This window comes from Pseudomonas sp. Sample_23, assembly GCF_004307595.1.
In the GTDB taxonomy this organism is placed as follows: domain Bacteria; phylum Pseudomonadota; class Gammaproteobacteria; order Pseudomonadales; family Pseudomonadaceae; genus Aquipseudomonas; species Aquipseudomonas atacamensis.
Genome location: NZ_RCNX01000032.1, coordinates 25,399 through 49,182, shown reverse-complemented (window position 1 = coordinate 49,182; position 23,784 = coordinate 25,399). Strand labels below are relative to the sequence as shown.

Here is a 23,784-nt window from a genome sequence, read left to right as displayed (position 1 = left end):
GAAGCCTATGTCCCTGATAGTTCTACTGCTTCTGCCGTTCATTGGCAGCTGTCTGGCAGCGGTGCTGCCGCACAATGCGCGTAATGCCGAATCCCTGCTGGCGGGCCTGGTCGCTTTGATCGGTACCGTTCAGGTCGCGATGCTGTACCCGCAAATCGCCTACGGCGGCGTGATCCGCGAAGAATTCATGTGGTTGCCGAGTCTGGGGCTGAACTTCGTTCTGCGTATGGACGGCTTCGCCTGGCTGTTCTCGATGCTGGTGCTCGGCATCGGTACACTTGTCTCTTTATATGCCCGTTATTACATGTCGCCGGACGACCCGGTGCCGCGCTTTTTCGCATTTTTCCTGGCGTTCATGGGCGCCATGCTCGGGCTGGTGATCTCCGGCAATCTGATTCAGATCGTGTTCTTCTGGGAGCTGACCAGCCTCTTCTCGTTCCTGCTGATCGGCTACTGGCACCACCGCGCCGATGCGCGGCGCGGTGCTTATATGGCGCTGATGGTCACCGGTGCCGGCGGATTATGTCTGCTGGCGGGGGTCATGATTCTCGGCCATGTCGTAGGCAGCTATGACCTCGACAAGGTCCTGGCCGCCGGCGATCTGATTCGCGCACATGCCCTCTACCCCGTTCTTCTGCCACTGATCCTGATCGGCGCGCTGAGCAAAAGCGCGCAGTTCCCGTTTCACTTCTGGCTGCCCCACGCGATGGCGGCACCGACGCCCGTCTCGGCCTATCTGCACTCGGCGACCATGGTCAAGGCCGGGGTTTTCCTTTTGGCACGTCTGTGGCCGTCGCTGTCCGGCAGTGAGGAATGGTTCTACATCGTCAGCGGAGCGGGCGCCTGTACGCTGTTGCTCGGCGCGTACTGCGCTATGTTCCAGAACGATCTCAAAGGTTTGCTGGCCTACTCGACCATCAGCCATCTCGGTCTGATCACTTTGCTCCTGGGCCTGAACAGTTCACTGGCCGCGGTGGCGGCGGTGTTTCACATTCTCAATCACGCGACGTTCAAAGCTTCGCTGTTCATGGCCGCCGGCATCATTGACCACGAAAGCGGTACCCGTGACATTCGCAAACTCAGCGGCCTGATCAAGCTGATTCCCTATACGGCAACACTGGCCATGGTCGCCAGTGCCTCGATGGCCGGCGTGCCGCTGCTCAACGGTTTCCTGTCGAAAGAAATGTTCTTCGCCGAAACCGTGTTCATCAACGCCACGGCGTGGGTCGAAACTACTCTGCCGATCGTCGCGACCATCGCCGGCATGTTCAGCGTGGCCTACTCCCTGCGTTTCACCGTCGACGTGTTCTTCGGCCCCACCGCCACTGACCTGCCGCACACGCCGCACGAGCCGCCACGCTGGATGCGCGCACCCGTCGAGTTGCTGGTCTTCACTTGCCTGCTGGTGGGGATTTTCCCGGCGCAGATCGTCGGGCCATTGCTCGCCGCTGCAGCGCTGCCCGTAGTTGGCGGGGAGTTGCCGGAATACAGCCTGGCCATCTGGCACGGCTTGAACGCGCCGATGATCATGAGCCTGATCGCCATGTCCGGCGGCATCCTCCTATATCTGTTGTTGCGCAAGCAGTTCAAGCTGGGCCGTTTCAAGTACCCGCCGTTGGTGGGCCGCTTCAACGGCAAGCGTTTGTTCGAGCGCAGTCTGGTCGTAATGATGCGCATCGCCCGGCGCGTCGAGCGGCGACTGGGCACCAAGCGCTTGCAGATGCAGCTGTTCCTGATGGTTTCGGCCGCCGTGCTCGCCGGTCTGATCCCGATGCTGCACAGCACGCTGACCTGGGGCGACCGGCCGAAAATCCCCGGATCCATTGTCTTCGTGACCCTGTGGCTGCTGGCGATCGCCTGTGCGCTTGGCGCCGCTTGGCAGGCGAAATATCACCGTCTCGCCGCGCTGACCATGGTCAGCGTCTGCGGCTTGATGACCTGCGTGACCTTTGTCTGGTTCTCGGCGCCTGATCTGGCGCTGACGCAACTGGCAGTCGAAGTGGTGACCACGGTGTTGATCCTGCTTGGCCTGCGCTGGTTGCCGCGACGTATCGAAGAAGTCTCACCATTGCCGAGCAGCCTGCGCAAGGCGCGTATTCGTCGTCTGCGCGACTTGCTGCTGTCGATTGCCGTCGGCGCCGGCATGGCCCTGCTGTCCTACGCCATGCTCACCCGGCAGACGCCGAACCATATTTCCTCGTTCTACCTCAGTCGCGCCCTGCCCGAGGGCGGCGGCAGCAATGTGGTCAACGTGATGCTGGTGGACTTCCGTGGTTTCGATACCCTCGGCGAAATCACCGTGCTGGCCGCCGTGGCGCTCACCGTGTTCGCCCTGCTGCGGCGCTTCCGTCCGCCGAAGGAAAGCTTGCAGTTGCCGGCCCAGCAACGTCTGCTGGCACCGGACGTGGTCACCGATCTGGTCAACCCGCGTTCGGCCAGCGACACCGCGCTCGGCTTCATGATGGTGCCGGCGGTACTGGTGCGCCTGCTGCTGCCTGTCGCCCTGGTGGTCTCGTTTTATCTGTTCATGCGCGGGCACAATCAGCCGGGCGGCGGTTTTGTCGCCGGGCTGGTGATGTCGGTGGCCTTTATCCTGCAATACATGGTTGCCGGCACGCAGTGGGTCGAAGCACAAATGAGCCTGCGGCCATTGCGCTGGATGGGCACCGGGCTGCTGTTCGCCACTGCCACCGGTCTCGGTGCGCTAGTCGCCGGTTATCCGTTCCTGACCACTCACACTTGGCACATCAGCGTGCCGTTGCTCGGTGATATCCATATTGCCAGTGCGCTGTTCTTCGACGTCGGCGTGTACGCCGTGGTGGTCGGATCAACGTTGTTGATCCTCACCGCCCTCGCCCACCAATCGGTGCGCGGCCACAAGACGGCCTCGCTGCCCAAGTCCGTCGCCAGCAAAGGAGCCGTCTGATGGAAGAAGTCATCGCAATCGCCATCGGCATTCTTGCCGCGTCCGGGGTCTGGCTGATCCTGCGCCCGCGAACCTTTCAGGTGGTCATGGGCCTGTGCCTGCTGTCATATGCAGTCAACCTGTTCATTTTCAGCATGGGCAGCCTGTTCATCGGCAAGGAACCGGTGATCAAGGACGGCGTGACCCAGGACTTGCTGCATTACACCGACCCGCTGCCCCAGGCGCTGGTACTGACGGCGATCGTCATCAGCTTCGCCATGACCGCACTGTTCCTCGTCGTATTGCTCGCCTCGCGCGGCCTGACCGGCACCGACCACGTCGACGGCCGGGAGCCTAAAGAATGATGGCGATGACTCACCTGATCGCCGCACCGATCCTGCTGCCGCTGCTGACGGCTGCGATCATGCTGATGCTGGGCGAAAAGCATCGGCCGCTGAAGGCGAAAATCAACTTGTTCTCCAGCCTCCTCGGCCTGTTCATTTCAGTGATGCTGCTGCAATGGACGCAGACCACCGGCGTACCCGGCTCCATCGGCGTGTATCTGCCGGGCAACTGGCAGGCACCGTTTGGCATCGTCCTGGTGGTAGATCGCCTGTCGGCACTGATGCTGGTGCTGACCGGCGTCATCGGCGTCAGCGCGTTGCTGTTTGCCATGGCCCGCTGGGACGGCGCCGGCTCAAGCTTTCACGCTCTGTTTCAGATCCAGCTGATGGGCCTGTACGGCGCGTTCCTGACCGCGGATCTGTTCAACCTGTTCGTGTTCTTCGAAGTGTTGCTCGCCGCGTCCTACGGTTTATTGCTGCACGGCTCTGGCCGGGCGCGGGTATCGTCGGGGTTGCATTACATTTCGATCAACCTGCTGGCATCGTCACTGTTTTTGATCGGCGCTGCGTTGATCTACGGGGTGACCGGCACGCTGAACATGGCCGATCTGGCGATGAAGATCCCGCTGGTGCCGGAAGCCGACCGTGGCTTGCTGCACGCTGGGGCAGGGATTCTAGCGGTAGCGTTTCTGGCCAAGGCTGGCATGTGGCCGCTGAACTTCTGGCTGGTGCCGGCATATTCATCCGCCAGCGCGCCGGTGGCGGCGATGTTTGCCATCATGACCAAGGTCGGCGTCTACACCCTGCTGCGCTTGTGGACCCTGTTGTTTTCCGGCCAGGCCGGCGCCTCGGCATTCTTCGGCGGCGACTGGCTGATTTACGGCGGCATGGCGACCATGGCTTGCGCAGGGCTGGCGATTATCGCCGCGCAACGCCTGGAGCGCATGGCCAGCCTGAGCATTCTGGTGTCGGCGGGGATCCTGCTCTCGGCGATCGGCTTCGCCCAGCCGAACCTGATCGGCGCTGCGCTGTTCTATCTGGTCAGCTCGACCCTGGCGCTGAGCGCATTGTTCATGCTCGCCGAACTGATCGAGCGCTCGCGCTCGGCCAACGAAATTCCGCTGGAAGACGAAAGCGAACTGCTGCCGCGTCCACAGGAATCGCTGCAACCGCCCAAGGGCATCAACCTCGACGACGAGCAGAAAGCCGTGGTCGGCCAAGTCATCCCGTGGACCATGGCCTTTCTTGGTTTGAGCTTTATTGCCTGCGCGCTGTTGATCATCGGCATGCCACCGCTGTCCGGATTTATCGGCAAGCTCAGCCTGATCGGGGCATTGCTCAACCCGTTGGGACTTGGCACTGCGGCGCCGCTGCCTCCCGGCGCATGGGGATTGCTGGCGCTGTTGATCCTGACCGGTCTGGCCTCGCTGATGGCCTTCTCGCGCCTCGGCATTCAGCGCTTCTGGACGCCGGAAGAGCGCCCGTCACCATTGCTGCGCAAACTCGAATGCGCGCCGATTTTCCTGCTGCTCGGGCTGAGCATTGCCCTTACGTTCAAGGCTGAACCGCTGCTGCGCTACACCCAGGCCACGGCCGATGCGCTGAACAATCCGCAGCAATATGTGTTCGCAGTTCTAGGCACTCGGGCGGTGCCGAGCCCGCAAGCCAGAGCCGACATGCTCGAGGTGCAGCCATGAATCGATTGTTCCCGGCACCGTGGTTATCGCTGGCCCTGTGGATTCTGTGGCTGACCCTGAACCTGTCCGTCAGCCCGGGCAATCTGCTGCTCGGTGCCGCGCTGGGTTTCGCTGCGCCGCTGATGATGCGCAAATTGCGGCCGAAACGTGCGCGCATCCGCAACCCCATGGCCATCCTGCGTCTGTTCTTCCTGGTCGGCCGCGACGTCATCATGTCCAACCTGATCGTCGCCTGGGGCGTAGTCAACGCCGGACGTCGTCCGCCCAACTCATGCTTTATCAAGGTGCCTCTGGACTTGCGCGATGCCCACGGTCTGGCGGCACTGGCGATGATCTGCACCGTGGTGCCCGGTACTGTATGGTCGGAACTGGCGCTGGACCGCAGCGTTCTGTTGCTGCACGTCTGGGATCTGCACGACGAAGCGCAGTTCATCGAGCACTTCAAAAGCACTTACGAGCGACCGTTGATGGAGATTTTCGAATGAGCCCATTGCTGTCGAATGCGATTCTGCTGACGCTGTTTCTGTACTGCGTGGCGATGGCGCTGACCCTGGTGCGCCTTTTCAAAGGCCCGTCAGCTCAGGATCGGGTACTGGCGCTGGATTACCTGTATATCGTCGCGATGCTGATGATGCTGACCCTGGGCATTCGTTACGCCAGTGATACCTACTTCGAAGCGGCGCTGCTGATCGCGCTGTTCGGCTTCGTCGGCTCGTTTGCCCTGGCAAAATTCCTGCTGCGTGGCGAGGTGATCGAATGAATACCGAATTGTCTTTATGGGTCGAGATTCCGGTGGCGGTGCTGCTGGTGCTCAGCGGCGTGTTTACCCTGCTGGGCGCAACCGGATTGCTGCGCATGAAGGATTACTTCCAGCGTATGCACCCGCCAGCGCTGGCCTCGACAATCGGTGCCTGGTGTGTGGCACTGGCGTCGATCATTTGCTTTTCAGCGCTGAAGTCCGGGCCAGTGGTGCATGCCTGGCTGATTCCGATTCTGTTGGCGATCACCGTGCCGGTGACCACCCTGCTGCTGGCGCGGGCGGCGTTGTTCCGCAAACGTATGGCCGGGGATGATGTGCCGGCCGAGGTGAGCAGTCGTCAGACTGAAAGTGGTAACTGATGATTTTGTGGCGCCTGTGATGGCGCCATCGCTACAGTAGGAACGCGCCCTCGATTGTGGGAGCGAGCCTGCTCGCGAAGAGGCCAGTCGGGGCGTCGCCAATTCCGGATCGGCTCAAACCCACGCTACTGCCAACAACCCCGCCCCCAGCAGCGCACACAACGGCGAATACACCCAGGTATCCAGCCGCGCAAATCGCGAATCCTTCACTTCCTTGAAGAACCCGACCAGATTCGAATCACCGATCGCCCGAGCGAACATCAGCAACGCGATCGCGCTGATCACCCATTGCAGTGCCTTGTGCTGCACCGCCGGCACGCCCCAACCGACCCGCATACAAACCAGCGCCGCAATTATCAGCAGCGCAGCGGCGACTGCCAGCGTCAGCCAGCCTGAGGGCTTGAAGGCCGGGCGTACCGTGGCGACGAGGCCCGACACCGGCACCTGCGGCACCACCACCGCAGCCGCCCATTGCCCACCCAACGCCCAATACACATGCATCAGGCCGATTGCCGCGAACACAGTCACCAGCCATTGAGCCAACACAAAGGTCATGGTTGAAATCCTTCAAAGGGATTTGAACAAACCATCGTAGTCGGATTTTTTGGCCGTGCACGACCGGTCGGCGGTGCACGGCGTTGACCGCGTTATTTCAGATCAGCCGTCACCTTGTCGGCCACATCCTTGGGCAGCCACGCCTGCCACACATCCGGATGCGCCTTCATGAACGCGACCGCCGCCTCACGAGGCGCGGTGTGCTTGTCACTCATATCCGCCAATGCCTTGTTCAGTGGCTCGATGGGAAAATCGACCTTGCTGAAGAATTCGGCAATTTGCGGGTTCTGCTTTTGAAACGGCGTAGACACGCCAATCGACAGTTTCGATGCCAGCGAGCGGGTTGGTTTCGGATTGGGATTATCGGCGTCTGTCAGCGTCTTCCACGCCTCGGCATCGAACGGCGGCTCTTCCAGTTGCACCAGTTTGAATTTGCCAAGCAGTGGCGTCGGCGACCAGTAATAGAACAGCACCGGTTTGCCGCGACGGATCGAAGAGCTGATCTCGGCATCCAGCGCAGCGCCGGAACCGCTGCGGAAGTTGGTGTAGTCGTCCTGCAAGCCATACGCCGTGAGCTTCTGCTTGTTTACCACTTCCGAGGTCCAGCCGATCGGGCTGTTGAGGAAACGCCCTTTGCCCGGGCTTTCCGGGTCCTTGAATACGTCCTTGTATTTCTTCAGATCAGTGACACTGCGCAGATCCGGCGCCAACGGTTTGATGCCTTTGGCCGGGTCGCCCTTGATCACGTATTCCGGCACCCACCAGCCTTCAGTGGCGCCCTTTACCGTATCGCCCAGACCGACGACCTTGCCCTCGGCTTCGGCCTTGACCCAGACCGGACTGCGCCCGGCCCACTCCTCGCCAATCACCTGGATGTCATTATTGGCCAGCGCGGTCTCAAGGGTAATCGTGGTACCCGGCAAGGTATCGGTCGGCAAGCCGTAGCCTTTCTCGACGATCACCCGCAGCACCTCGGTGATCAGGCTGCCGCTTTCCCAGTTCAGGTCGGCAAAGTGGATCGGCGCCTGTGCCGCCTGCAGCGATTGCGCTGACGTCAGCAAACCAAAGGTGGCCACGCTGGCGGCCAGTAACCGTCGAAATCCGTTCATGCATCACACCTCGTGCTGTTCACAGCAATGGCAGTTGGCCTGACAGAAACGCAAGCCTCTGAATGACTCAGTCAACTGACTTTAGCCGAGGTTCCTGCTTTTTCCGGGGTCCGCTGCGTGCGAGGTTACGTTTCAGACTTTTCCTGCAGGCTTTGCAGCTCACGTCTGACCATGCTGGCGTATGCCGCCGGTTGCAATGCGTAGAGCTGCGAAGCCACCCAACTCAGCCAGGCACCTTGCAGTTCGGCCTTGCGGGCGAACAGGCGCTGAGCGTCTTCGCGTGCGCTGTCGAGATTTTGCGAATGGAAGTGCGCGCGGCTCACTCGCTGGCCTTGAAGGAAATCAGTTCACCTTTGCGCCATTTGGCAGCCTTGGCGGTGACGGCTTTCAAGGTTTTGGTCAGGCCTTCCTGCAATTGTTCATTGGCGGCGAACACCGTGACGACGCTATGACCTTCCTTGAACAGAATCGCGTGACCGTCGGCCGTACTGACAAATGCGTAGTCGCCCAAGCCGTAAACCGTGAGTTTGATGTCGCGAAAGCGAATGTCCATCTTGCCGCCTTCACGGCTGGGCAACACTGACGCGATGAAATGGTCGCCAACCTTGAGTTTGAGCCCCGGTTTGTCATCGACTACCAATGCACTTTCGGTATCGATTTCGGCGATGTAAATGCCTTCGGCGTTTTGCTCGGTGATGTAAACAAAACGTGATTGGAATTGCTTGACCAGCTTTGCACGCAAATCACCCAGCACGAACAAAGCATGCATATCGAGGTTACTGACTGCCAAAGAAACATCCCCACATTTGAAAAACCGTGCAGCGGAAAACACGCACGGCAAAAAACGGCAATGCCGATGAAAACTGCAAAATCACTCAAAAACCCGAAGCGAGCGAAGCGCTCTTGATCGCAAGGTTCGTAGACTACTGGATTGTCATTAGTGAAACCCGCTCCGAAATCGGCAAACCTTGAAGGAAAAAGCCTCAAGTGCGACTGGAGCAAATCTGACTACGAACTTCAGGGAAATTTCTCACGAAAAAAAGCACTTTTCCGACATATCGCTGGCGAAAAATTGCTTTAGATAAGCCCGGTCGTCAACAGGTACTGGCGATTCTAGAGCAGCGATGCTCCTTACGACTACCCGCAACGGCCGTTAAATCCCGGCCGACTGATGAAAAGGACTTCATATGTGCACTTTGACTCATTTTGCCACGTCGGCCGACGCGCGAATCAACACACCTCTGACGATGAAGGTTGCCGACCTAGACAACCTTCCGACATCTTCTAACAATCATCGAACCCCACACTTTCAAGTGGTGCCAGCGGGTATTGCGTTCTTTCACATCAAGGAGATATCCACGGGACGTGTCAGAGGTTTCCGTGGCAATCACAACGAAGCCTGCGCCCTCGCCCGCTCGCTTGAATCAAAAATCGAACTCCACGCCAGCGCCTGCCTCTGATAAGGGGAGTGAACGAACAAGCCGCACCGGCACCGACCCAGGAGTAGATGATGGAACTGCCAACCGAGCTTAACCTGACCACCCTTTTCGAACAGCTGGGCCTGCCCTCGGATGAAGCGTCGATCAATGATTTTGTCGAAGCACATCCGCTGGATCCGGACACTAAACTCATCGATGCCGACTTCTGGTCACCCCAGCAGGCGCAATTACTCAAGGAATGGCTGCGGGCCGATGGCGAAGAAGCGCCGATCGTCGATGAGCTGAACGTACGTTTGCATCGCGGCAAGTAAGTACGATCAGTGCAGGCTGTCGCCGGGCTCGATGTTCAATTGTTCGAGCCAGGCAGCCTTGCACTCCTCCGCTTCATCGCGACTGGCGAAGGCTGTGCCGCGTCGCTCCCCGTTGAGCAAAACTACCCAGCAAACACTGCGCCCCATCGCACGTAAGCCGGCCGGAACACCGCTGCCGATCATCACTGCCACGTCTATCCTGCACTGCATGTGCCCTCCGAAATAATTAGCTACCTAACTAAGTCGTCAGATTAATGCTTTCCGTCGAGAGGAAACAGCAACCGCCGTGCACAGATTCATTGCGTCACCGGTAATAATCTCAGCGCGGATTCTCAGGTTTATAGCCCAGACGCAACCCGCCCCAGTGTCGGCCATTGATCATGATCGGCACCGATAAATCATGCATCAGCTCACCCGTATCGCGCGTGTAAGTCTGCAACAGCACCGGTTGCTGATGGCTGCCGCAGCGGATACCGGTGCGGTCAGCGAATTTGCGTTTGGTGCGATTATTTACCGTGTCGACCTGCACATCGCCGGTCAATGGCTGGCTGAATGCCTGGTTGTGCGTCGGTACATAACCCTGCTGCGTGCAGGCAATCGCAAAAACCAGCCCTTCATGACGCGCCAATAAAGGTTCTTGAATCGCCGGCAAGACCTGATCGGTGTATCGATCAAAGCGGGTTTGAAATTTGGCTGGTTCGGTGCCCGAAATCAGCTGGTAGCTGCGATCGAACAGGTCATCCAGGCTGATCCGCCCCTGCTCGACATCCGCCTCGAAGCGCGCCGCGATCTGGCTCGCACCTTCGCGCGCCAAGTCATAAATGCGCTGGTGATAGTCATCCAGGCCGACCTCGGCCAGGCGTTCGCTGATGGTTTCCGCCTGTCCTTCCATCTGCACAGCGGCCTCGGCGAGGCGGCGGGTCTGCTGATCGCTGATTGCCAGATCGCTGCGCATTTGCTCGATGGCGATGAACAGCGCATCAAGCTGCTCGCGATTGGTTTGCGCACCACGGGCGATTTCGCTGACCTGGGTTTCCACTCCGGCGGCAAGTCGCGCGATATTTTCCAGATGCTGACCGGTGTGCTCGACCTGTTCGACGCCGGTGTGCAGATCGCTCGACAACTCGCGAATCTGCGCCACCACTTGCGCGGTGCGTTGCTGAATGTCAGCAACCATCTCACCGACCTCACCCGTGGCCGCCGCCGTACGCGCGGCCAGTCCGCGCACCTCGTCGGCGACCACAGCGAAACCGCGACCATGCTCACCGGCCCGGGCTGCTTCAATCGCAGCGTTCAACGCCAACAGGTTGGTCTGGCTGGCAATCGACTGGATCACCAGCGTCACCCGCTGAATGTCGTCGCTGCGCACACTCAGGGCCTCGATCAATTCGCGGCTGGCGTTGGCGCGCTGACTGAGTTGCTGCATGCGCGAAATCGAGTCGAGCAGTTCGCTGCGCCCCGCCGCGCTGCTGTGATGCGCTTCGCTGGCGGCATCCAGCGCGTCGCGACTGAGCTGTGAAGTCGCCTGTTCGGTGGCGATCATCACTTCGGCATTGCTGACGATCTGCGCTGCCGCGTCGAGTTGCGATTCAAGTTTGCTGGCGAGCGCTTTGACCGAAAACGCCACGCCGGCGGCAGACAGTGCGTTGTGACTGGTGGTGTAGGAGAGATCGCGAGTCAGTGCGGACAATGCGCTCGCACTATCGACCGGGACGGCAACAGGAGCGCTGCGCGAACGCAGGCGCGGTAGCCAGACAATCAGTATCGCCAGCGGCATGCCGAGGTAGAGCGACCACTCGGCCATAGCCATGCCGGCCAGCAACAGCATCAGGGCGATGCTTTGCAGGGTCGGCGCGATCCAGCGGTTTTTCGGCAAAAGCACTGGTGCAGGCAGCGCCGCAACCAGAGATCCATCTCTCGTCATCTTGATCACCCCACGTTTGTTCTCATTGTTGTGACTGCATTAAACGCCACTACAACGCCATTATCCATGGTCCGTTAGTCGTGGGGTCTGTGGCAGGTCAATGGAACAACGGGGGAAATAGCGCAGACGAGCAAAAACAAAGATCGCAGCCTCCCGCAACTCCATGTAGAAGCTGCCGAAGGCTGCGATCTCTTGCAGGCGCCCCCCTATTCAGGGGCCGCCATGGAATCAGGCCTGACGCTGGTGCTTGTCGATCTGCTCGTGACGCTCTTGAGCTTCGATGCAGTACTTGGTGGTCGGGCTGATCAGCAGGCGCTTCAGGCCGATGGCCTCGCCGCTGTCGTCGCACCAGCCAAAGCTGTCGTCCTTGATGCGCTCAAGGGCTTGTTCCAGTTGCGGCAGCATGCGCTGGTCGCGATCGATCGCGTTGACCAGCCAAGTGCGCTCTTCTTCAACCGAAGCCGCGTCCGCCGGGTCAGCCGGGGTATCCAGGCTTTCGATGGCGATACGATTTTGCTCAATGCGCTCGTGGGTTTCGACTTTCATGTTCTGCAACAGCTCAGTGAAGAAAGCGTGTTGCTCTGCATTCATGTAGTCATCTGCCGGCATAGCCAGCAACTTGTCCTTTGTCATTGATATCTCTATAAAAAAACGTGCATTAAGGCGAATAAGGGAGCGTTTCGGCGAACCGTGTCGGCCGTCGAAAAGGCATCGTTTTATTGCAAACGCCACCCGGCACTCAATTTACGAGGGGCGGCAGTCTAAGGCCCGATCAAAACCTCAGCAACTGTAAATACAGGGAATTTGTCCGACAGGACCTGGAAACTGCTCTGACACAGGCTTCACACGGCCATCGGAGTGCGTTTATAGCAAGAAATTCAGTCCAGCGGCTGTATATAGAAGACAAACGGCTAACCAACCCGCCAGCGACAGCCGGGATTATTCTCGCAAGGTGCATCGTTTCAGCCCGGCAGAGCTTACGCAGCCCTTCTATTATCAGGCCCACTGCGTGCTCAACTCGCCTGAAGGATGCTGCCCATGCCCCGCCCCGCTCTGCCGGCCACAGACGAAATTTCCTTCGCCAGCCCGCCGGTCAACGCCGAGCGCCTGCTGCAAATGATCAGCGAAGAGTACGACGCCCTGCCGCGCCAGCTCAAACGCGTCGCCAGCTACATCAGCCAGCAGAGCGAGCGAATCATGGTCGAGCGCATCAGCGATATCGCCCGCGAGTGCGAAGTGCATCCGTCAGCCATTGTGCGTTTCTCGCAACGTTTCGGGTTCAGCGGCTTCAGCGAGATGCAGGCGCTGTTCCGCAAGGCCTGGACGCACAAAACCACGCCAGCGCAAAACTATCAGCAACGCATCCGCAGCCTGATCGCCAACAACTCGCAGACCGCCAACAGCGGCGACCTGGCCCGCGAATGCATCGACGCAACGCTCTCGGGCATCGAACGCTTGGGCCGCGAACTGGACGAGGTGACGTTCGATACGGCCGTCGATCTCATCGTCAATGCCGACGACATTTACGTTGTCGGGGTCCGCCGTTCGTTCGCCGTCGCCGATTATCTGGTTTACAACCTGCAGCACACGCAGAAGCGCATTCATCTGGTTTCCGGCATCGGCGGCAGCTATCGCGAACAAATGCGCAGCGTGCGCGCCAACGATCTGGTCATCGCCATCAGTTTTGTGCCCTACGCCAAGGAAACCCAACACTGCCTGCGCTTCGCACAGCAGCAGAACGCCAATGCCCTGATCATCACCGACAGCCCTCTGTCGCCACTGGCAAAACTTGCCAACAGCGTGTTGCTGGTCAATGAAGGCAGTGCGCTGGCCTTTCGTTCGCTGAGTGCGACGCTGTGTTTGTGCCAGGCGCTGTTTGTGGCGGTGGCCTATCGGCTGGAACTGAATGTCGATGAGATTCACGAACAACCCGGATTCGACGACTGACAATTGCCTCTCGCTCGGCTAGGTTATGCGTTCCCACCGGTTCGACTTGAAGGAACGCGTCATGAAACTGATCGGCATGCTCGACTCCCCCTACGTGCGCCGCGTAGCGGTATCCGCCAAATGCTTGGGGATCGACCTCGAACACGAGTCGGTCTCGGTGTTCCGCCACTTCGAACGATTCCAGCAGATCAACCCTGTGGTCAAGGCGCCCACATTGATCCTCGACGACGGCGTGGTCCTGATGGACTCGACCCTCATCCTCGATTACCTCGAAGCCAGCTGCGGCAAAAGCCTGCTGCCAAGCGATCTCAAACAACGCGCTAAGGCCCTGCGCCTGATCGGCCTGAGCCTCGCCGCCTGCGAAAAAGCCGTGCAGCTTTACTACGAACGCAACCTGCGCCCGACCGACATTCAATATCAGCCGTGGGTCGAACGCGTCGAAGGCCAGCTCGCCGCCGCATTTACCGCGCTGGAAAAAGAACTTGAACACAGTGACTTGCCTGTCGACGGCTCCCTCGCCCAGGCCGGCATCAGCCTGGCGGTTGCCTGGAGCTTCACCGAACTCGTCGTACCCGATCAGATCGACGCAACACGCTTTGCGCGTATCGCCGAGTACACCGCCTACGCAGAAGGCACCGATGCGTTCATCAACACACCGATGAACTGATCATGAGCTCCACCGACACCGCCGCCCCGGCGTTAAAGGAAATCTTCAACGCCGAGCGCTTGCAGCACATCGCTGACGAAATGAGCGCGGTGTACCCGGCGTTCAAGGCCAAGGCGTTTCTCAAACACGCCCAGGACGGACTCGCTGAACTATCAGTGATGCAACGCATGGCGCGTGTCAGTGAAAGCCTGCATGCCGTGCTGCCGCTGGACTACGAAGATTCCCTCGAAGTGCTGTTCGAACTCGCGCCACGGCTGAACAGCGGCTTCGTCAGCATGTGCCTGCCGCATTACGTCGCGAGCTACGGCGCCCACGCGTTCGACCCCTCAATGGACGCGCTGAAGTACTTCACCACCTTCGGCTCCTCCGAATTCGCCATCCGCTACTTTTTGCGCAGCGACCTCGAGCGCTCGCTGGAACGAATGCACGACTGGACCCGAGACGAAAACCACCACGTTCGACGCCTAGCCAGCGAAGGCAGCCGCCCTCGCCTGCCATGGTCGTTTCGCCTGGAAGCGGTGCAGGCGGATCCGCTGTTGGCCGCCGGGATACTGGATCGGTTGAAGGCGGACGAGAGCTTGTACGTGCGCAAGTCGGTGGCGAATCATTTGAATGACGTGACGAAGGTGCATCCGGAGTGGGTGCTGGACACGATTGAAGGTTGGTCGCTGGACAACAAGCATACGGCCTGGATTGCCAAGCATGCGCTGCGCAGTTTGATCAAACAGGGCGACGTGCGCGCGCTGACGGTGATTGGCGCAGGGGCGAAGGCTGAGGTTGAGTTGTTGGATGTGCGGGTCGAGCCGGCGGTGGTGAGGTTGGGGGAAGCGATTACTTTGTCGTTTACGGTGAAGTCCATGGTGGCGCACGAGCAAAGGCTGGTGATTGATTATGCGATTGAGTATGTGAAGGCGAATGGCGGGGTTTCGAGGAAGGTTTTCAAGTTGAAGACTCTGGGATTAGCGGGTTTCGGGACTGAGGTAGTGCGACGGAATCAAGTCATCAAGGATTTTACGACGCGCAAGCATTTTGCCGGGCGACATGGGGTGCAGGTGATGGTTAATGGGGAGGTGTTGGGGAGTGCGGCGTTTGAGGTTTTGATTTGAGGCGTGAGTTGTTTATTCACCAAAACAGCCGGTAGCGGATCAGTGCACTGGCAGCCGTGCATCGATATTGAGCGCGGCGGCACAGTGGACGACTAACGGCTTCAGCGCTTACCAACTTCCGTATGGAATGCCGAATTTCTCGATATAGCGCTTGGACTTTTCGCTGACGGGATAGGCGTAGCGTCCTTGGTTCTTACCTTGGCTAGGTCCTAGCGGTTCGATCTCCGCCTGTGCTCTCGCGACTTTTACAGGATGGTGGCATGAGTCTCTGACCCAAACCTGCACAACGCCGCCAGGCGCCAGGCCCAGATAGACCGATGAAATATAGGTACTTCGCCGCTCTGGTGTTTTCGCGCAGCGCTGCGCGACCGAAGTCCGCATCATTTGCCTGGCTTCTTCGGGTATATCTACCCAAGCCCGATAAGTTTGAGGCTCTACGATGGACTGCCAGCGAACAAAAATTCTTTTTGGGAGATCAGCGCCGACCACGGCTTTTGCGGACGCGCCCACTCCGTCCCAACCACGGGCCGATTCGGTGCCGTCTTCAGGTTGCCCGCCCGATGCCGATCCACCACCGGTACGCAGAAATGTTTTTCCCTTTATATCTTCCACAGCAGTGTCTTCAACCCAGACCTTCATGTAGTTGGGTTCGGTGAAACCGAGTTCCCACCAAGGGGATTTAGGGTCGTTTTTTGCTGACAGCGGGTCGGCATTACAACCAGCCACAAAAAGCGTACACAGCAGTACTGTAAATAACTTCATTACCAAAGCGTCCAGTCCGGTACGTGTGGGTGCTTTACTCGGATTGCATCTTCCGTGGGGGCGTTGATGTAAACAGCTCTGATGCCACTCCCATCTCTCCTGCCAAGCGGATGGTTCCAGTTGGCGGATGTGTGAATGTACTTGAGTTTGAGTATTTGCTCCTCCTCTGGCGTGGTGCTGTAGTCGCCGGAGACAAAACGATCACACATGGGCTTGAGTTCTTCAGGAACGGCGAAGTCTGGCGTCTCGGGAATGTCTTCGAAGAGAACGCCTTTGGCTCTGGCGAGTTGATGCATCACGCGCAGGCTCACTCTCGACAGTAATCCACTCACCGGACGCTTGAGTTGGACGGCCGCATAGACTCGCTTGACTCGAGGACTAAGTCGATCCTGAGGGCTGACCGGTAGCAGTAATGGCGGTGGCGTAACGATTTCGAGATTTTCGAGCGGCCAACCCTTGGCTAGCCACTGATTTCTCACATTGATCGCATCCTGGTAGATCGATGTGGTAGCGACGTCAGTATACGTACCGACCTCTAGCGTCTGCATTGGGCTAACGAGAACACACTCTTCAGCGTCCTCAAGGTAACCTCCACCCACATCGGAATGCACACCCGGCAAGACGATTTCCGGATGATCCATCGCTACTCGATTGAGAGCAAAGTTAGCCCTGCATTCATCCCGCGCAGCCAACTGCACAACGTCGGTGAAATAACGTCGGTCGAGATAGAGTTTGACCCCCGTTGCGACGGCGCTTTTTATGTTGCCCAGATTGGACCATCCAGCAATCGACGGTACCGTGTCGAACAGCCCAATGAAGCCCACGTTGATGTCGCTGTGATACTGATCAACAAAGGTCGAACTGAGGGCATCGGACATACTGCGGAGAATGTCGCCTAAAGGCCCTTGTTTGCCACGCACTATCTCGTTGGCGAAATGTCTGGCGGCTGCGGCACCGCGACTGAAGCCAAACGTGTCGAAAGTCAACGAAGCAATTTCACTACCGGGATTTTTGTCCAATACTTCAGTGATACGCTGCTCGATCACCGCGAAACAGGATTGGACTCGCCCTGCAACGCCGGTTTCACCACGTCCTGTACCGGCGCCGAATTTACTGTCTTCTTCACCTGAACGGGTACCTATACCTTCGACGTAGACCATACCGAAAGCTCTCTTTCGTGGCCCTTCTCCCTCAGCGAGTCGTGTTGCTCCATACAGTTCGCTCAGCTTCTTCACATTGCTGACATCGTTACCATAACTACTATCCGGATCACCCATATAAGGCTGGCAACTGGCGGGAATATCTTCAGGCGCAATCGGATGCTGAGCGCCACACAACAACCCCGCAGCAGAGTTGTTCGCATTGTTGCCCGTGCCATCAAAGAACACCCCGATCCTCAACGCAATCCCGATTTTCTCAGGCGCGCGCGCAGGCTCTTTCCCATGCTTCTCATACTCGGCCCAATGCTGGGCGTGTATGTCGACGGGTTTGGCTTCTTCGTAGCGATAGTTTTTCGGCGGGTTTGGAACGTAGCCACTCAATCCTTGATTCCTTCTGATCCTTGAAGAACGGCCAGAAGGGTGACAGCCGGGAGGGGGCGGTGCAAGCCGTGGCGGTGTGCCAGCCACGGAGCGTCAGTGCGAGCAGGCTCACTCCCAAAGGGGAATGAGCCTGGCTGGGGATGGCGGGTCAAATCGACCGCTGATTCACCCGCGCCATCAACTGTTCAGCGCTTTCCTTGCGCTCGGAATAACGATCGACCAGATGCGCCTGCTGCCCCCGCAGCAGCACGGTAAACTTGACCAGTTCTTCCATCACATCCACCACACGGTCGTAGAACGGCGAGGGTTTCATCCGCCCTTCTTCATCGAACTCCATGTAGGCCTTGGGTACAGAGGACTGATTGGGGATGGTGAACATGCGCATCCAGCGGCCGAGGACGCGAAGTTGGTTGACCACGTTGAACGACTGCGAGCCGCCGCAGACTTGCATCACCGCCAGGGTTTTGCCTTGGGTCGGGCGCACAGCGCCGAGTTCCAGCGGGATCCAGTCGATCTGCGCTTTGAACACGGCGGACATCGCGCCGTGGCGTTCCGGCGAGCACCAGACCTGGCCTTCCGACCACAACACCAGATCGCGCAATTCCTGCACCTTGGGATGGTCGACCGGGACGTCGTCGGGCAATGGCAAACCGGATGGGTTGAAGATCCGCGTTTCGGCGCCAAAGTGTTCGAGCAGGCGCGCGGCCTCCTCGACCAGCAAACGGCTGAACGAGCGCTCGCGGGTCGAGCCGTAGAGAAGAAGGATGCGCGGTTTGTGTTCGCCGACATTCGATGGCTTAACAGCGTCGATCAGGCTTGCGTCGAGGTTGGGCAAATGATTTGTCATGAAGCCTCCTTACAGCGTGCCGATGCGATCGAGTTCGGCTTTCAGTTGCTCACGACTGAGCGAGTGAAACGGCAGATCGAAGAAGGCTTGGCAGCGTTCACCGATGCGCATCAGAGTGGCTTGGAATGCAGCGTCGATTGCCGCTTCGTCGCCCTGCACTTCGGACGGATCTTCCAGTCCCCAATGCGTTTTCAGTGCGGGACCGAAATACACCGGGCAGGTTTCGCCGGCGGCTTTGTCGCAAACAGTGATGACGATAGCTGGCGTTTTTTTTGCGAAGGCATCGTTGCCTTTACTGTGCAACCCGTCGATGGCGATACCGTGCTTTTGCAACGTCGACAGGCTGCGCGGCAGGACCTGGCCTTTGGGAAAACTGCCGGCACTCACCGCTTGGAAACCAGCGGGAGCCAGGTGATTGAACATGGCTTCGGAAAGAATGCTGCGGCAGCTATTGGCCGTGCACATGAACAGGACTCGCATCGATGCGCTCCGTAGATAGTGGAAGATTCAGCAGCAGGCGCGTTCGCGCACGGGACGGCCATCCATGTTTTGCAGGCGCGCGGCGTTGTCCTTGAGCCAATCGGCATTGGCCTTGGATGTCAGCTGAAGGATTTCGCCAATCCATGCCGGCAGTTGCGGATTGAGGCGGTAATACACCCACTGGCCCTGACGGCGGTCGAGCAGCAAACCGTTACTGCGCAGCTGCGCGAGATGGCGGCTGATTTTCGGCTGGCTGTCGTCAAGCGCACACATCAACTCGCAAACGCAGAGTTCACCTTGCTCGGCGATGAGCAGGATGGCGCGGACACGGGTTTCGTCGGCGAGGCTTTTGAAGACTTCGGTGGGGGTGATCATGGTGATCGGCTCGCCATATACGGGAAATCGAATATACGGATATCCATATATTTATCAACCCGCGAAAGCAGCCACGGTGAGTAAACGTGTGGGAGCGAGCCTGCTCGCGAAGGCGGTGGGTCAGGCGAGGTTTGCGTATCAGATACACCGCTTTCGCGAGCAGGCTCGCTCCCACAGGGAGACGGGATGCATCTGGTTAACCGCGCAATAGGCCCTGCTCGGCCTCACACAATCCCACCACATAATCCCAGACCACCCGCAGCCGCACGGATTTGTGCAGCTCCCGGCGGGTGCTGATCCAGTAGCTGCGCTCGATGCTTTCATCCGGCAACAGCGCCACCAGATCCGGGTCGGAAGCGGCCATGTAGCAAGGCAACACCGCAATGCCCAATCCTGACCGAGCGGCTTCCTGTTGGGCGATGACGCTGGTGCTGTGAAACACCACGCGCGGGCTGCGGCAGAAGCTGTTGAGGAACATCAGTTCCTGACTGAACAGCAGGTCGTCAACGTAACCGATCCACGCATGCCGGCCCAGGTCTTCGCGGCTGTGCAGTGGCGGTGCGTTGTCGAGGTAGGTTTGGCTGGCGTAAAGCGCGAGCCGATAGTCAGTGAGCTTGCGCGTGACCAGCATGTCGGCGGACGGCCGTTCGAGGTGGATGCTGATCTCCGCTTCACGGTTGAGGATGCTGACAAAGCGCGGCACGGCGACCAGTTCTACTTCCAGCCCCGGATAACGCTCGAACAAGCCAATCATGCGACTGGCGAGAAACTTGATGCCGAGGCCTTCGGTGACGCCGACGCGGATCTTGCCCAGCGGCGCGGTGGACTGGGTGATTTCTTCCTGCGCCAGCAGCGCGACGTTTTCCATCGCCTCGGCGTGCTTGAGCAAGGCCTCCCCCGCCGGGGTCATTTCATAGCCTTGGGCGTGCTGGACGAACAGCGCCGTGCCGAGGCTTTTCTCGATCGATTCAATATGCCGCGCCACCGTCGCGTGGGTGGTATTGAGACGGCGCGCGGCAGTGAGCAGGCGGCCGCTGCGTTGCAGCTCGAGAAAAAAGCGCAGGTCGTTCCAGTCGAACATGGCAGGTCCTTGTCAGCTATCGTCACTTCGGGCTGTTTGAAAACGCACAGCGGGTGCGCAAAAACTAACATTCTTTTAACGAAAGCTAACAACTAGAGTGTCCGACAATAAAAACAAAAAGCGAGGTCAGGGCATGCACACGTCCCTGGATGAATTCGACTACATCGTGGTCGGCGCCGGCCCCGCCGGTTGCTTGCTGGCCAACCGGCTCTCAGCGGATCCCCAACAGCGGGTGTTGCTGCTCGAAGCCGGCGGACGCGACAACTACGCCTGGATTCATATTCCTGTGGGTTACCTGTTCTGCATCGGTAACCCGCGCACTGATTGGTGCTTCAAAACCGAACAACAACCCGGCCTCAACGGTCGCGCGCTGAGCTATCCGCGGGGCAAGGTGCTGGGCGGCTGTTCGTCGATCAACGGCATGATCTACATGCGCGGCCAGGCCGGCGACTATGACGGTTGGGCGGCGGCGGGCAATCCGGGCTGGGCCTGGAAAGACGTGCTGCCGCTGTTCAAACAGAGCGAAAACCACTTTGCCGGCGGCGCTGAATTTCATGGCGATCAGGGTGAATGGCGGGTCGAACAGCAGCGCCTGTCGTGGCCGATTCTGGATGCCTTTCGCAGCGCTGCCGAGCAGAGCGGCATCGCCAGCATCAATGACTTCAACCAGGGCGACAACGAGGGCTGCGGCTACTTTCAGGTCAACCAGAAAGCCGGGGTGCGCTGGAACGCGGCCAAGGCCTTTTTGAAACCGCTGCGCAGCCGAGCGAACCTGACCGTGCTGACCGGCGTCGAGGTTGATCGTGTCTTGCTGGAGGACGGCCGCGCGGCGAAAGTCAGCGCGCAGCATGAAGGCCAGACCAGACAGTTCAAGGCGCGCAAGGAGATTGTCTTGTGCGCCGGCTCGGTCGGCTCGCCGAGCATTTTGCAGCGCTCCGGGATCGGTCCGCGGCCGCTGCTCGAACACTTAGGTATAGGCGTGATTCATGAGCTGCCGGGCGTCGGCGGCAACCTGCAGGATCACCTGCAACTGCGCCTGATCTACAAGCTGGAAAACGCCCGCACCCTGAACCAGATCGCCGGCAGCCTGTGGGGCAAGATGGGCATGGGCCTGCGTTATCTGTACGACCGCAGCGGGCCGTTGTCGATGGCGCCGAGTCAGTTGGGCGCGTTTGCCCGCTCCGGCCCCGAGCAAACCTCGGCGAACTTGCAATATCACGTGCAGCCGCTGTCGCTGGAGCGCTTTGGCGAGCCGTTGCACAGCTTCCCGGCGTTCACCGCCTCGGTGTGCGACTTGCGCCCGCAGAGCCGTGGGCGCATCGAGATCCGCTCCGCCGATCCGCAAGCGGCGCCGCTGATCCAGCCCAATTACCTCAGCCATCCAGAAGACCTGCGCGTCGCCGCCGATGCGATTCGCCTGACCCGGCGCATCGTCAGCGCCCCTGCCCTGCAAGCGTTCAAACCGGTCGAATACCTGCCCGGCGACAGCTTGCAAAGCGAAGAACAATTGCATGAAGCGGCGGCGAAAATCGGCACGACGATTTTCCATCCGGTCGGCACCTGCCGCATGGGCAACGACGGTGACGCAGTGGTCGATGCGCAATTGCGCGTGCATGGCGTGCCGGGTCTGCGCGTTGCCGATGCGTCGATCATGCCAAGAATTACCTCGGGCAATACCTGTTCGCCTACGCTGATGATTGCCGAGAAGGCGGCACAACTGATTTTGTCCAGATCTGCAGATATCTCCCCTGTGGGAGCGAGCCTGCTCGCGAATGCGGTAGCTCACTCAGCCTAGAAGTTGACTGACAAAAAGCTTTCGCGAGCAGGCTCGCTCCCACAGGAATCATCACCAGACTCAGGCATCGCGCATCACCGGACACGCAACACCAGTGGAACAACAAAAACAATCACTGTGAGGGATACCGATATGTCAGAACACGTTCAGCCGCTGGACGCTGCGGGCAGCGCCGAGACCAGCAACGCCACGCAGAAAGTCATCTTCGCCTCGTCACTCGGGACGGTGTTCGAGTGGTATGACTTCTTCCTCTACGGCGCCCTCGCGGCGGTGATCAGCAAGCAGTTTTTTGCCGGGGTCAACGACACCACGGCATTCATCTTCGCGCTGATGGCGTTCGCCGCCGGCTTCATCGTACGGCCGTTCGGCGCGTTGGTGTTCGGCCGCCTGGGCGACATGATCGGGCGCAAATACACCTTTCTGGCGACGATCATTCTGATGGGCGTGGCGACGTTCTGCGTCGGCCTGCTGCCGACCTACGCCAGCATTGGCATCGCCGCGCCGATCATTCTGGTGGTGCTGCGCATGCTTCAGGGCCTGGCGCTCGGTGGGGAATACGGCGGGGCGGCGACCTACGTGGCCGAGCACGCGCCCATCGGCAAACGCGGCTTCCACACCAGTTGGATTCAATCCACCGCGACCCTCGGCCTGCTGCTCTCGCTGCTGGTAGTGCTCGGTTGCCGCTACTTCACCGGCGACCAGTTTGAAGTCTGGGGCTGGCGCATTCCGTTCCTGCTGTCGATCGTGCTGCTGGGTATTTCCACCTGGATTCGCCTGAGCCTGCACGAGTCGCCGGCCTATCTGAAAATGAAGGAAGAAGGCAAAACCTCGAAGGCACCGATCCGCGAATCATTCGGCAAATGGGAAAACCTCAAAGTAGTGCTGATCGCGCTGTTCAGCATCAACGCCGGGCAAGCGGTGACCTTTTACGCCGCGCAGTTCTACGTGCTGTTCTTCCTCACCCAGTTCCTGAAAATGGACCCGGCGGTGGCCAACAGTCTGCTGATCATCAGCGTGGTGATCGGCGCGCCGTTCTTCATCTTTTTCGGCTGGCTGTCGGACAAGGTCGGGCGTAAACCGGTGCTGATGCTCGGCCTGCTGCTGGCGACCGCACTGTACTTCCCGATCTTCAAGTCCTTGGCCCACTACGCCAACCCGGCGATCGATCAGGCCAGCCGTCAGGCGCCGATCACCGTCCTCGCCGACCCCGCCACTTGCACCTTCCAGTTCGATCCGGTGGGCAAGGCTAAATTCGACAGCCCCTGCGACAAGGTCAAGACCTTCCTGGTCAAACAAGGCCTGCCCTACTCCAGCGTCGCAGCACCTGCGGGCAGCGCCGTGCAAGTGAGTGTCGGCGACGTGAAGCTGGATGGTTTCGATGAGGCGGCACTGCGCGGCGCGATTACCCTCGCCGGCTACCCGCAACAAGCCGATATGCAGCAGATCAACAAACCGATGATCGTCGCCCTGATCGTCGCGCTGATCATCATCTCGGCCATGTGCTACGGCCCGCTGGCCGCGTTGATGGTCGAACTGTTCCCGACCCGCATTCGCTACACCTCGATGTCGCTGCCCTATCACATCGGCAACGGCTGGTTTGGCGGCTTCCTGCCGACGGTGTCGTTCGCGCTGGTGGTGTACACCGGGGATATTTTCTACGGGCTGTGGTATCCGGTGCTGATCACCGGGGTGAGCCTGGTGGTGGGGATGATCTGTCTGCGTGAGACGAAGAATATCGATCTCGACAAGAACTGAAAAACCCGCTGCCACAATGGCGAGG

Annotated in this window: 26 protein-coding genes and 1 pseudogene; 13 read left to right on the top strand and 14 right to left on the bottom strand. The window is 59.4% G+C overall.

The genetic code is table 11. From position 1 onward, the window contains the following. Window positions 1–7: 7 nt before the first annotated feature. The 6 genes from D8U82_RS06635 to D8U82_RS06610 are packed head-to-tail and all read left to right on the top strand — an operon-like array spanning window position 8 to window position 6,065. The gene (locus D8U82_RS06635) at window positions 8–2,926 is read left to right on the top strand and encodes a monovalent cation/H+ antiporter subunit A (RefSeq protein WP_130888763.1); all 2,919 of its coding nucleotides are present in this window, start codon (window positions 8–10) and stop codon (window positions 2,924–2,926) included. Beyond that, entirely contained in the window at window positions 2,926–3,270 is a 345-nt protein-coding gene (locus tag D8U82_RS06630) for a Na+/H+ antiporter subunit C (RefSeq protein WP_016775082.1), read from the top strand. The genes D8U82_RS06635 and D8U82_RS06630 overlap by 1 nt, the downstream gene beginning before the upstream one ends. Next, window positions 3,267–4,946 (top strand): monovalent cation/H+ antiporter subunit D, encoded by a 1,680-nt coding sequence (locus tag D8U82_RS06625; RefSeq protein WP_130901914.1) that lies wholly within the window; start codon window positions 3,267–3,269, stop codon window positions 4,944–4,946. Before D8U82_RS06630 ends, D8U82_RS06625 begins: the two co-directional genes overlap by 4 nt. Next, a complete protein-coding gene (locus D8U82_RS06620) occupies window positions 4,943–5,431 on the top strand; it encodes a Na+/H+ antiporter subunit E (RefSeq protein ID WP_130901913.1) in 489 nt (162 codons plus the stop codon). Before D8U82_RS06625 ends, D8U82_RS06620 begins: the two co-directional genes overlap by 4 nt. Further along, window positions 5,428–5,706, top strand: coding sequence for a K+/H+ antiporter subunit F (locus D8U82_RS06615; RefSeq protein ID WP_016775085.1), 279 nt, complete (start codon window positions 5,428–5,430; stop codon window positions 5,704–5,706). The genes D8U82_RS06620 and D8U82_RS06615 overlap by 4 nt, the downstream gene beginning before the upstream one ends. Further along, window positions 5,703–6,065 carry a Na+/H+ antiporter subunit G gene (locus D8U82_RS06610; RefSeq protein WP_130901912.1) on the top strand — a complete coding sequence of 121 codons (363 nt, stop codon included), beginning with the start codon at window positions 5,703–5,705 and terminating at the stop codon, window positions 6,063–6,065. Before D8U82_RS06615 ends, D8U82_RS06610 begins: the two co-directional genes overlap by 4 nt. A gap of 114 nt (window positions 6,066–6,179) precedes the next feature. Here D8U82_RS06610 and D8U82_RS06605 read toward each other — a convergent pair whose 3' ends face one another. The 4 genes from D8U82_RS06605 to D8U82_RS06590 form a co-directional block, all read right to left on the bottom strand. Then, a complete protein-coding gene (locus tag D8U82_RS06605; protein ID WP_130901911.1) occupies window positions 6,180–6,620 on the bottom strand; it encodes a DUF3995 domain-containing protein in 441 nt (146 codons plus the stop codon). Between the two features lie 92 nt (window positions 6,621–6,712). Next, window positions 6,713–7,729 carry an ABC transporter substrate-binding protein gene (locus D8U82_RS06600; RefSeq protein ID WP_076562406.1) on the bottom strand — a complete coding sequence of 339 codons (1,017 nt, stop codon included), beginning with the start codon at window positions 7,727–7,729 and terminating at the stop codon, window positions 6,713–6,715. 125 nt (window positions 7,730–7,854) lie between these two features. Further along, on the bottom strand, window positions 7,855–8,052 hold the full coding sequence (locus D8U82_RS06595; protein ID WP_016775089.1) for a hypothetical protein: 198 nt from the start codon (window positions 8,050–8,052) through the stop codon (window positions 7,855–7,857). Continuing rightward, window positions 8,049–8,498 (bottom strand): hypothetical protein, encoded by a 450-nt coding sequence (locus D8U82_RS06590; RefSeq protein WP_024013252.1) that lies wholly within the window; start codon window positions 8,496–8,498, stop codon window positions 8,049–8,051. The genes D8U82_RS06595 and D8U82_RS06590 overlap by 4 nt, the downstream gene beginning before the upstream one ends. Before the next feature lie 418 nt (window positions 8,499–8,916). On the opposite strand from D8U82_RS06590, the gene D8U82_RS28395 reads away from it, so the two are divergent. Both D8U82_RS28395 and D8U82_RS06580 read left to right on the top strand, forming a co-directional pair. Continuing rightward, window positions 8,917–9,189: a hypothetical protein gene (locus D8U82_RS28395; RefSeq protein ID WP_076562404.1), complete on the top strand. Its 273-nt coding sequence runs from the start codon at window positions 8,917–8,919 to the stop codon at window positions 9,187–9,189. A 50-nt stretch (window positions 9,190–9,239) separates the two neighbouring features. After that, window positions 9,240–9,479 (top strand): DUF2789 family protein, encoded by a 240-nt coding sequence (locus D8U82_RS06580; protein ID WP_016775092.1) that lies wholly within the window; start codon window positions 9,240–9,242, stop codon window positions 9,477–9,479. 6 nt (window positions 9,480–9,485) lie between these two features. Here the strand turns inward: D8U82_RS06580 and D8U82_RS06575 are convergent, their stop codons facing one another. The 3 genes from D8U82_RS06575 to D8U82_RS06565 all read right to left on the bottom strand — a co-directional run bounded on the left by D8U82_RS06575 (window position 9,486) and on the right by D8U82_RS06565 (window position 12,036). After that, window positions 9,486–9,689, bottom strand: a complete 204-nt coding sequence (locus tag D8U82_RS06575; protein WP_130888768.1) for a hypothetical protein — start codon at window positions 9,687–9,689, stop codon at window positions 9,486–9,488. 109 nt (window positions 9,690–9,798) lie between these two features. Next, complete coding sequence (locus D8U82_RS06570; protein WP_130888769.1) at window positions 9,799–11,403, bottom strand: methyl-accepting chemotaxis protein; 1,605 nt, start codon at window positions 11,401–11,403, stop codon at window positions 9,799–9,801. A 228-nt stretch (window positions 11,404–11,631) separates the two neighbouring features. Next, a complete protein-coding gene (locus D8U82_RS06565) occupies window positions 11,632–12,036 on the bottom strand; it encodes a TraR/DksA family transcriptional regulator (protein ID WP_016775095.1) in 405 nt (134 codons plus the stop codon). Between the two features lie 405 nt (window positions 12,037–12,441). Here D8U82_RS06565 and D8U82_RS06560 point away from each other — a divergent pair, with 405 nt between their 5' ends. The 3 genes from D8U82_RS06560 (at window position 12,442) to D8U82_RS06550 (ending at window position 15,123) form a co-directional block, all read left to right on the top strand. Next, window positions 12,442–13,350, top strand: a complete 909-nt coding sequence (locus tag D8U82_RS06560) for a MurR/RpiR family transcriptional regulator (protein ID WP_130888770.1) — start codon at window positions 12,442–12,444, stop codon at window positions 13,348–13,350. Between the two features lie 61 nt (window positions 13,351–13,411). Next, window positions 13,412–14,017: a glutathione S-transferase gene (locus D8U82_RS06555; RefSeq protein ID WP_130888771.1), complete on the top strand. Its 606-nt coding sequence runs from the start codon at window positions 13,412–13,414 to the stop codon at window positions 14,015–14,017. Window positions 14,018–14,019: 2 nt separating this feature from the next. Next, the gene (locus D8U82_RS06550; RefSeq protein ID WP_130901910.1) at window positions 14,020–15,123 is read left to right on the top strand and encodes a DNA alkylation repair protein; all 1,104 of its coding nucleotides are present in this window, start codon (window positions 14,020–14,022) and stop codon (window positions 15,121–15,123) included. 108 nt (window positions 15,124–15,231) lie between these two features. On the opposite strand, the gene D8U82_RS06545 is transcribed toward D8U82_RS06550, so the two are convergent. The 6 genes from D8U82_RS06545 to D8U82_RS06520 all read right to left on the bottom strand — a co-directional run bounded on the left by D8U82_RS06545 (window position 15,232) and on the right by D8U82_RS06520 (window position 20,209). Next, complete coding sequence (locus D8U82_RS06545) at window positions 15,232–15,885, bottom strand: DUF2931 family protein (protein ID WP_073471173.1); 654 nt, start codon at window positions 15,883–15,885, stop codon at window positions 15,232–15,234. Then, window positions 15,885–17,426 carry a DUF2235 domain-containing protein gene (locus tag D8U82_RS06540; protein WP_125926949.1) on the bottom strand — a complete coding sequence of 514 codons (1,542 nt, stop codon included), beginning with the start codon at window positions 17,424–17,426 and terminating at the stop codon, window positions 15,885–15,887. The genes D8U82_RS06545 and D8U82_RS06540 overlap by 1 nt, the downstream gene beginning before the upstream one ends. 148 nt (window positions 17,427–17,574) lie before the next feature. Then, window positions 17,575–18,273 carry an arsenical resistance protein ArsH gene (gene arsH, locus D8U82_RS06535; RefSeq protein ID WP_071172766.1) on the bottom strand — a complete coding sequence of 233 codons (699 nt, stop codon included), beginning with the start codon at window positions 18,271–18,273 and terminating at the stop codon, window positions 17,575–17,577. Window positions 18,274–18,282: 9 nt separating this feature from the next. Next, window positions 18,283–18,753, bottom strand: a complete 471-nt coding sequence (locus D8U82_RS06530) for an arsenate reductase ArsC (RefSeq protein ID WP_130901909.1) — start codon at window positions 18,751–18,753, stop codon at window positions 18,283–18,285. Window positions 18,754–18,780: 27 nt separating this feature from the next. Beyond that, the gene (locus D8U82_RS06525) at window positions 18,781–19,128 is read right to left on the bottom strand and encodes a metalloregulator ArsR/SmtB family transcription factor (protein WP_130901908.1); all 348 of its coding nucleotides are present in this window, start codon (window positions 19,126–19,128) and stop codon (window positions 18,781–18,783) included. Between the two features lie 196 nt (window positions 19,129–19,324). Next, on the bottom strand, window positions 19,325–20,209 hold the full coding sequence (locus D8U82_RS06520) for a LysR family transcriptional regulator (RefSeq protein WP_016775104.1): 885 nt from the start codon (window positions 20,207–20,209) through the stop codon (window positions 19,325–19,327). Window positions 20,210–20,342: 133 nt separating this feature from the next. On the opposite strand from D8U82_RS06520, the gene D8U82_RS06515 reads away from it, so the two are divergent. Next, on the top strand, window positions 20,343–22,004 hold the full coding sequence (locus D8U82_RS06515) for a GMC family oxidoreductase N-terminal domain-containing protein (RefSeq protein WP_130901907.1): 1,662 nt from the start codon (window positions 20,343–20,345) through the stop codon (window positions 22,002–22,004). Here D8U82_RS06515 and D8U82_RS28390 read toward each other — a convergent pair. Next, a pseudogene (locus D8U82_RS28390) lies at window positions 21,958–22,056 on the bottom strand (metal ABC transporter ATP-binding protein); the annotation flags it as partial. The gene D8U82_RS06515 and the pseudogene D8U82_RS28390 overlap by 47 nt on opposite strands. Before the next feature lie 80 nt (window positions 22,057–22,136). Between D8U82_RS28390 and D8U82_RS06505 the strand changes: the two are divergent. Beyond that, window positions 22,137–23,759, top strand: coding sequence for an MFS transporter (locus D8U82_RS06505; protein ID WP_024013261.1), 1,623 nt, complete (start codon window positions 22,137–22,139; stop codon window positions 23,757–23,759). Window positions 23,760–23,784: the final 25 nt, after the last annotated feature.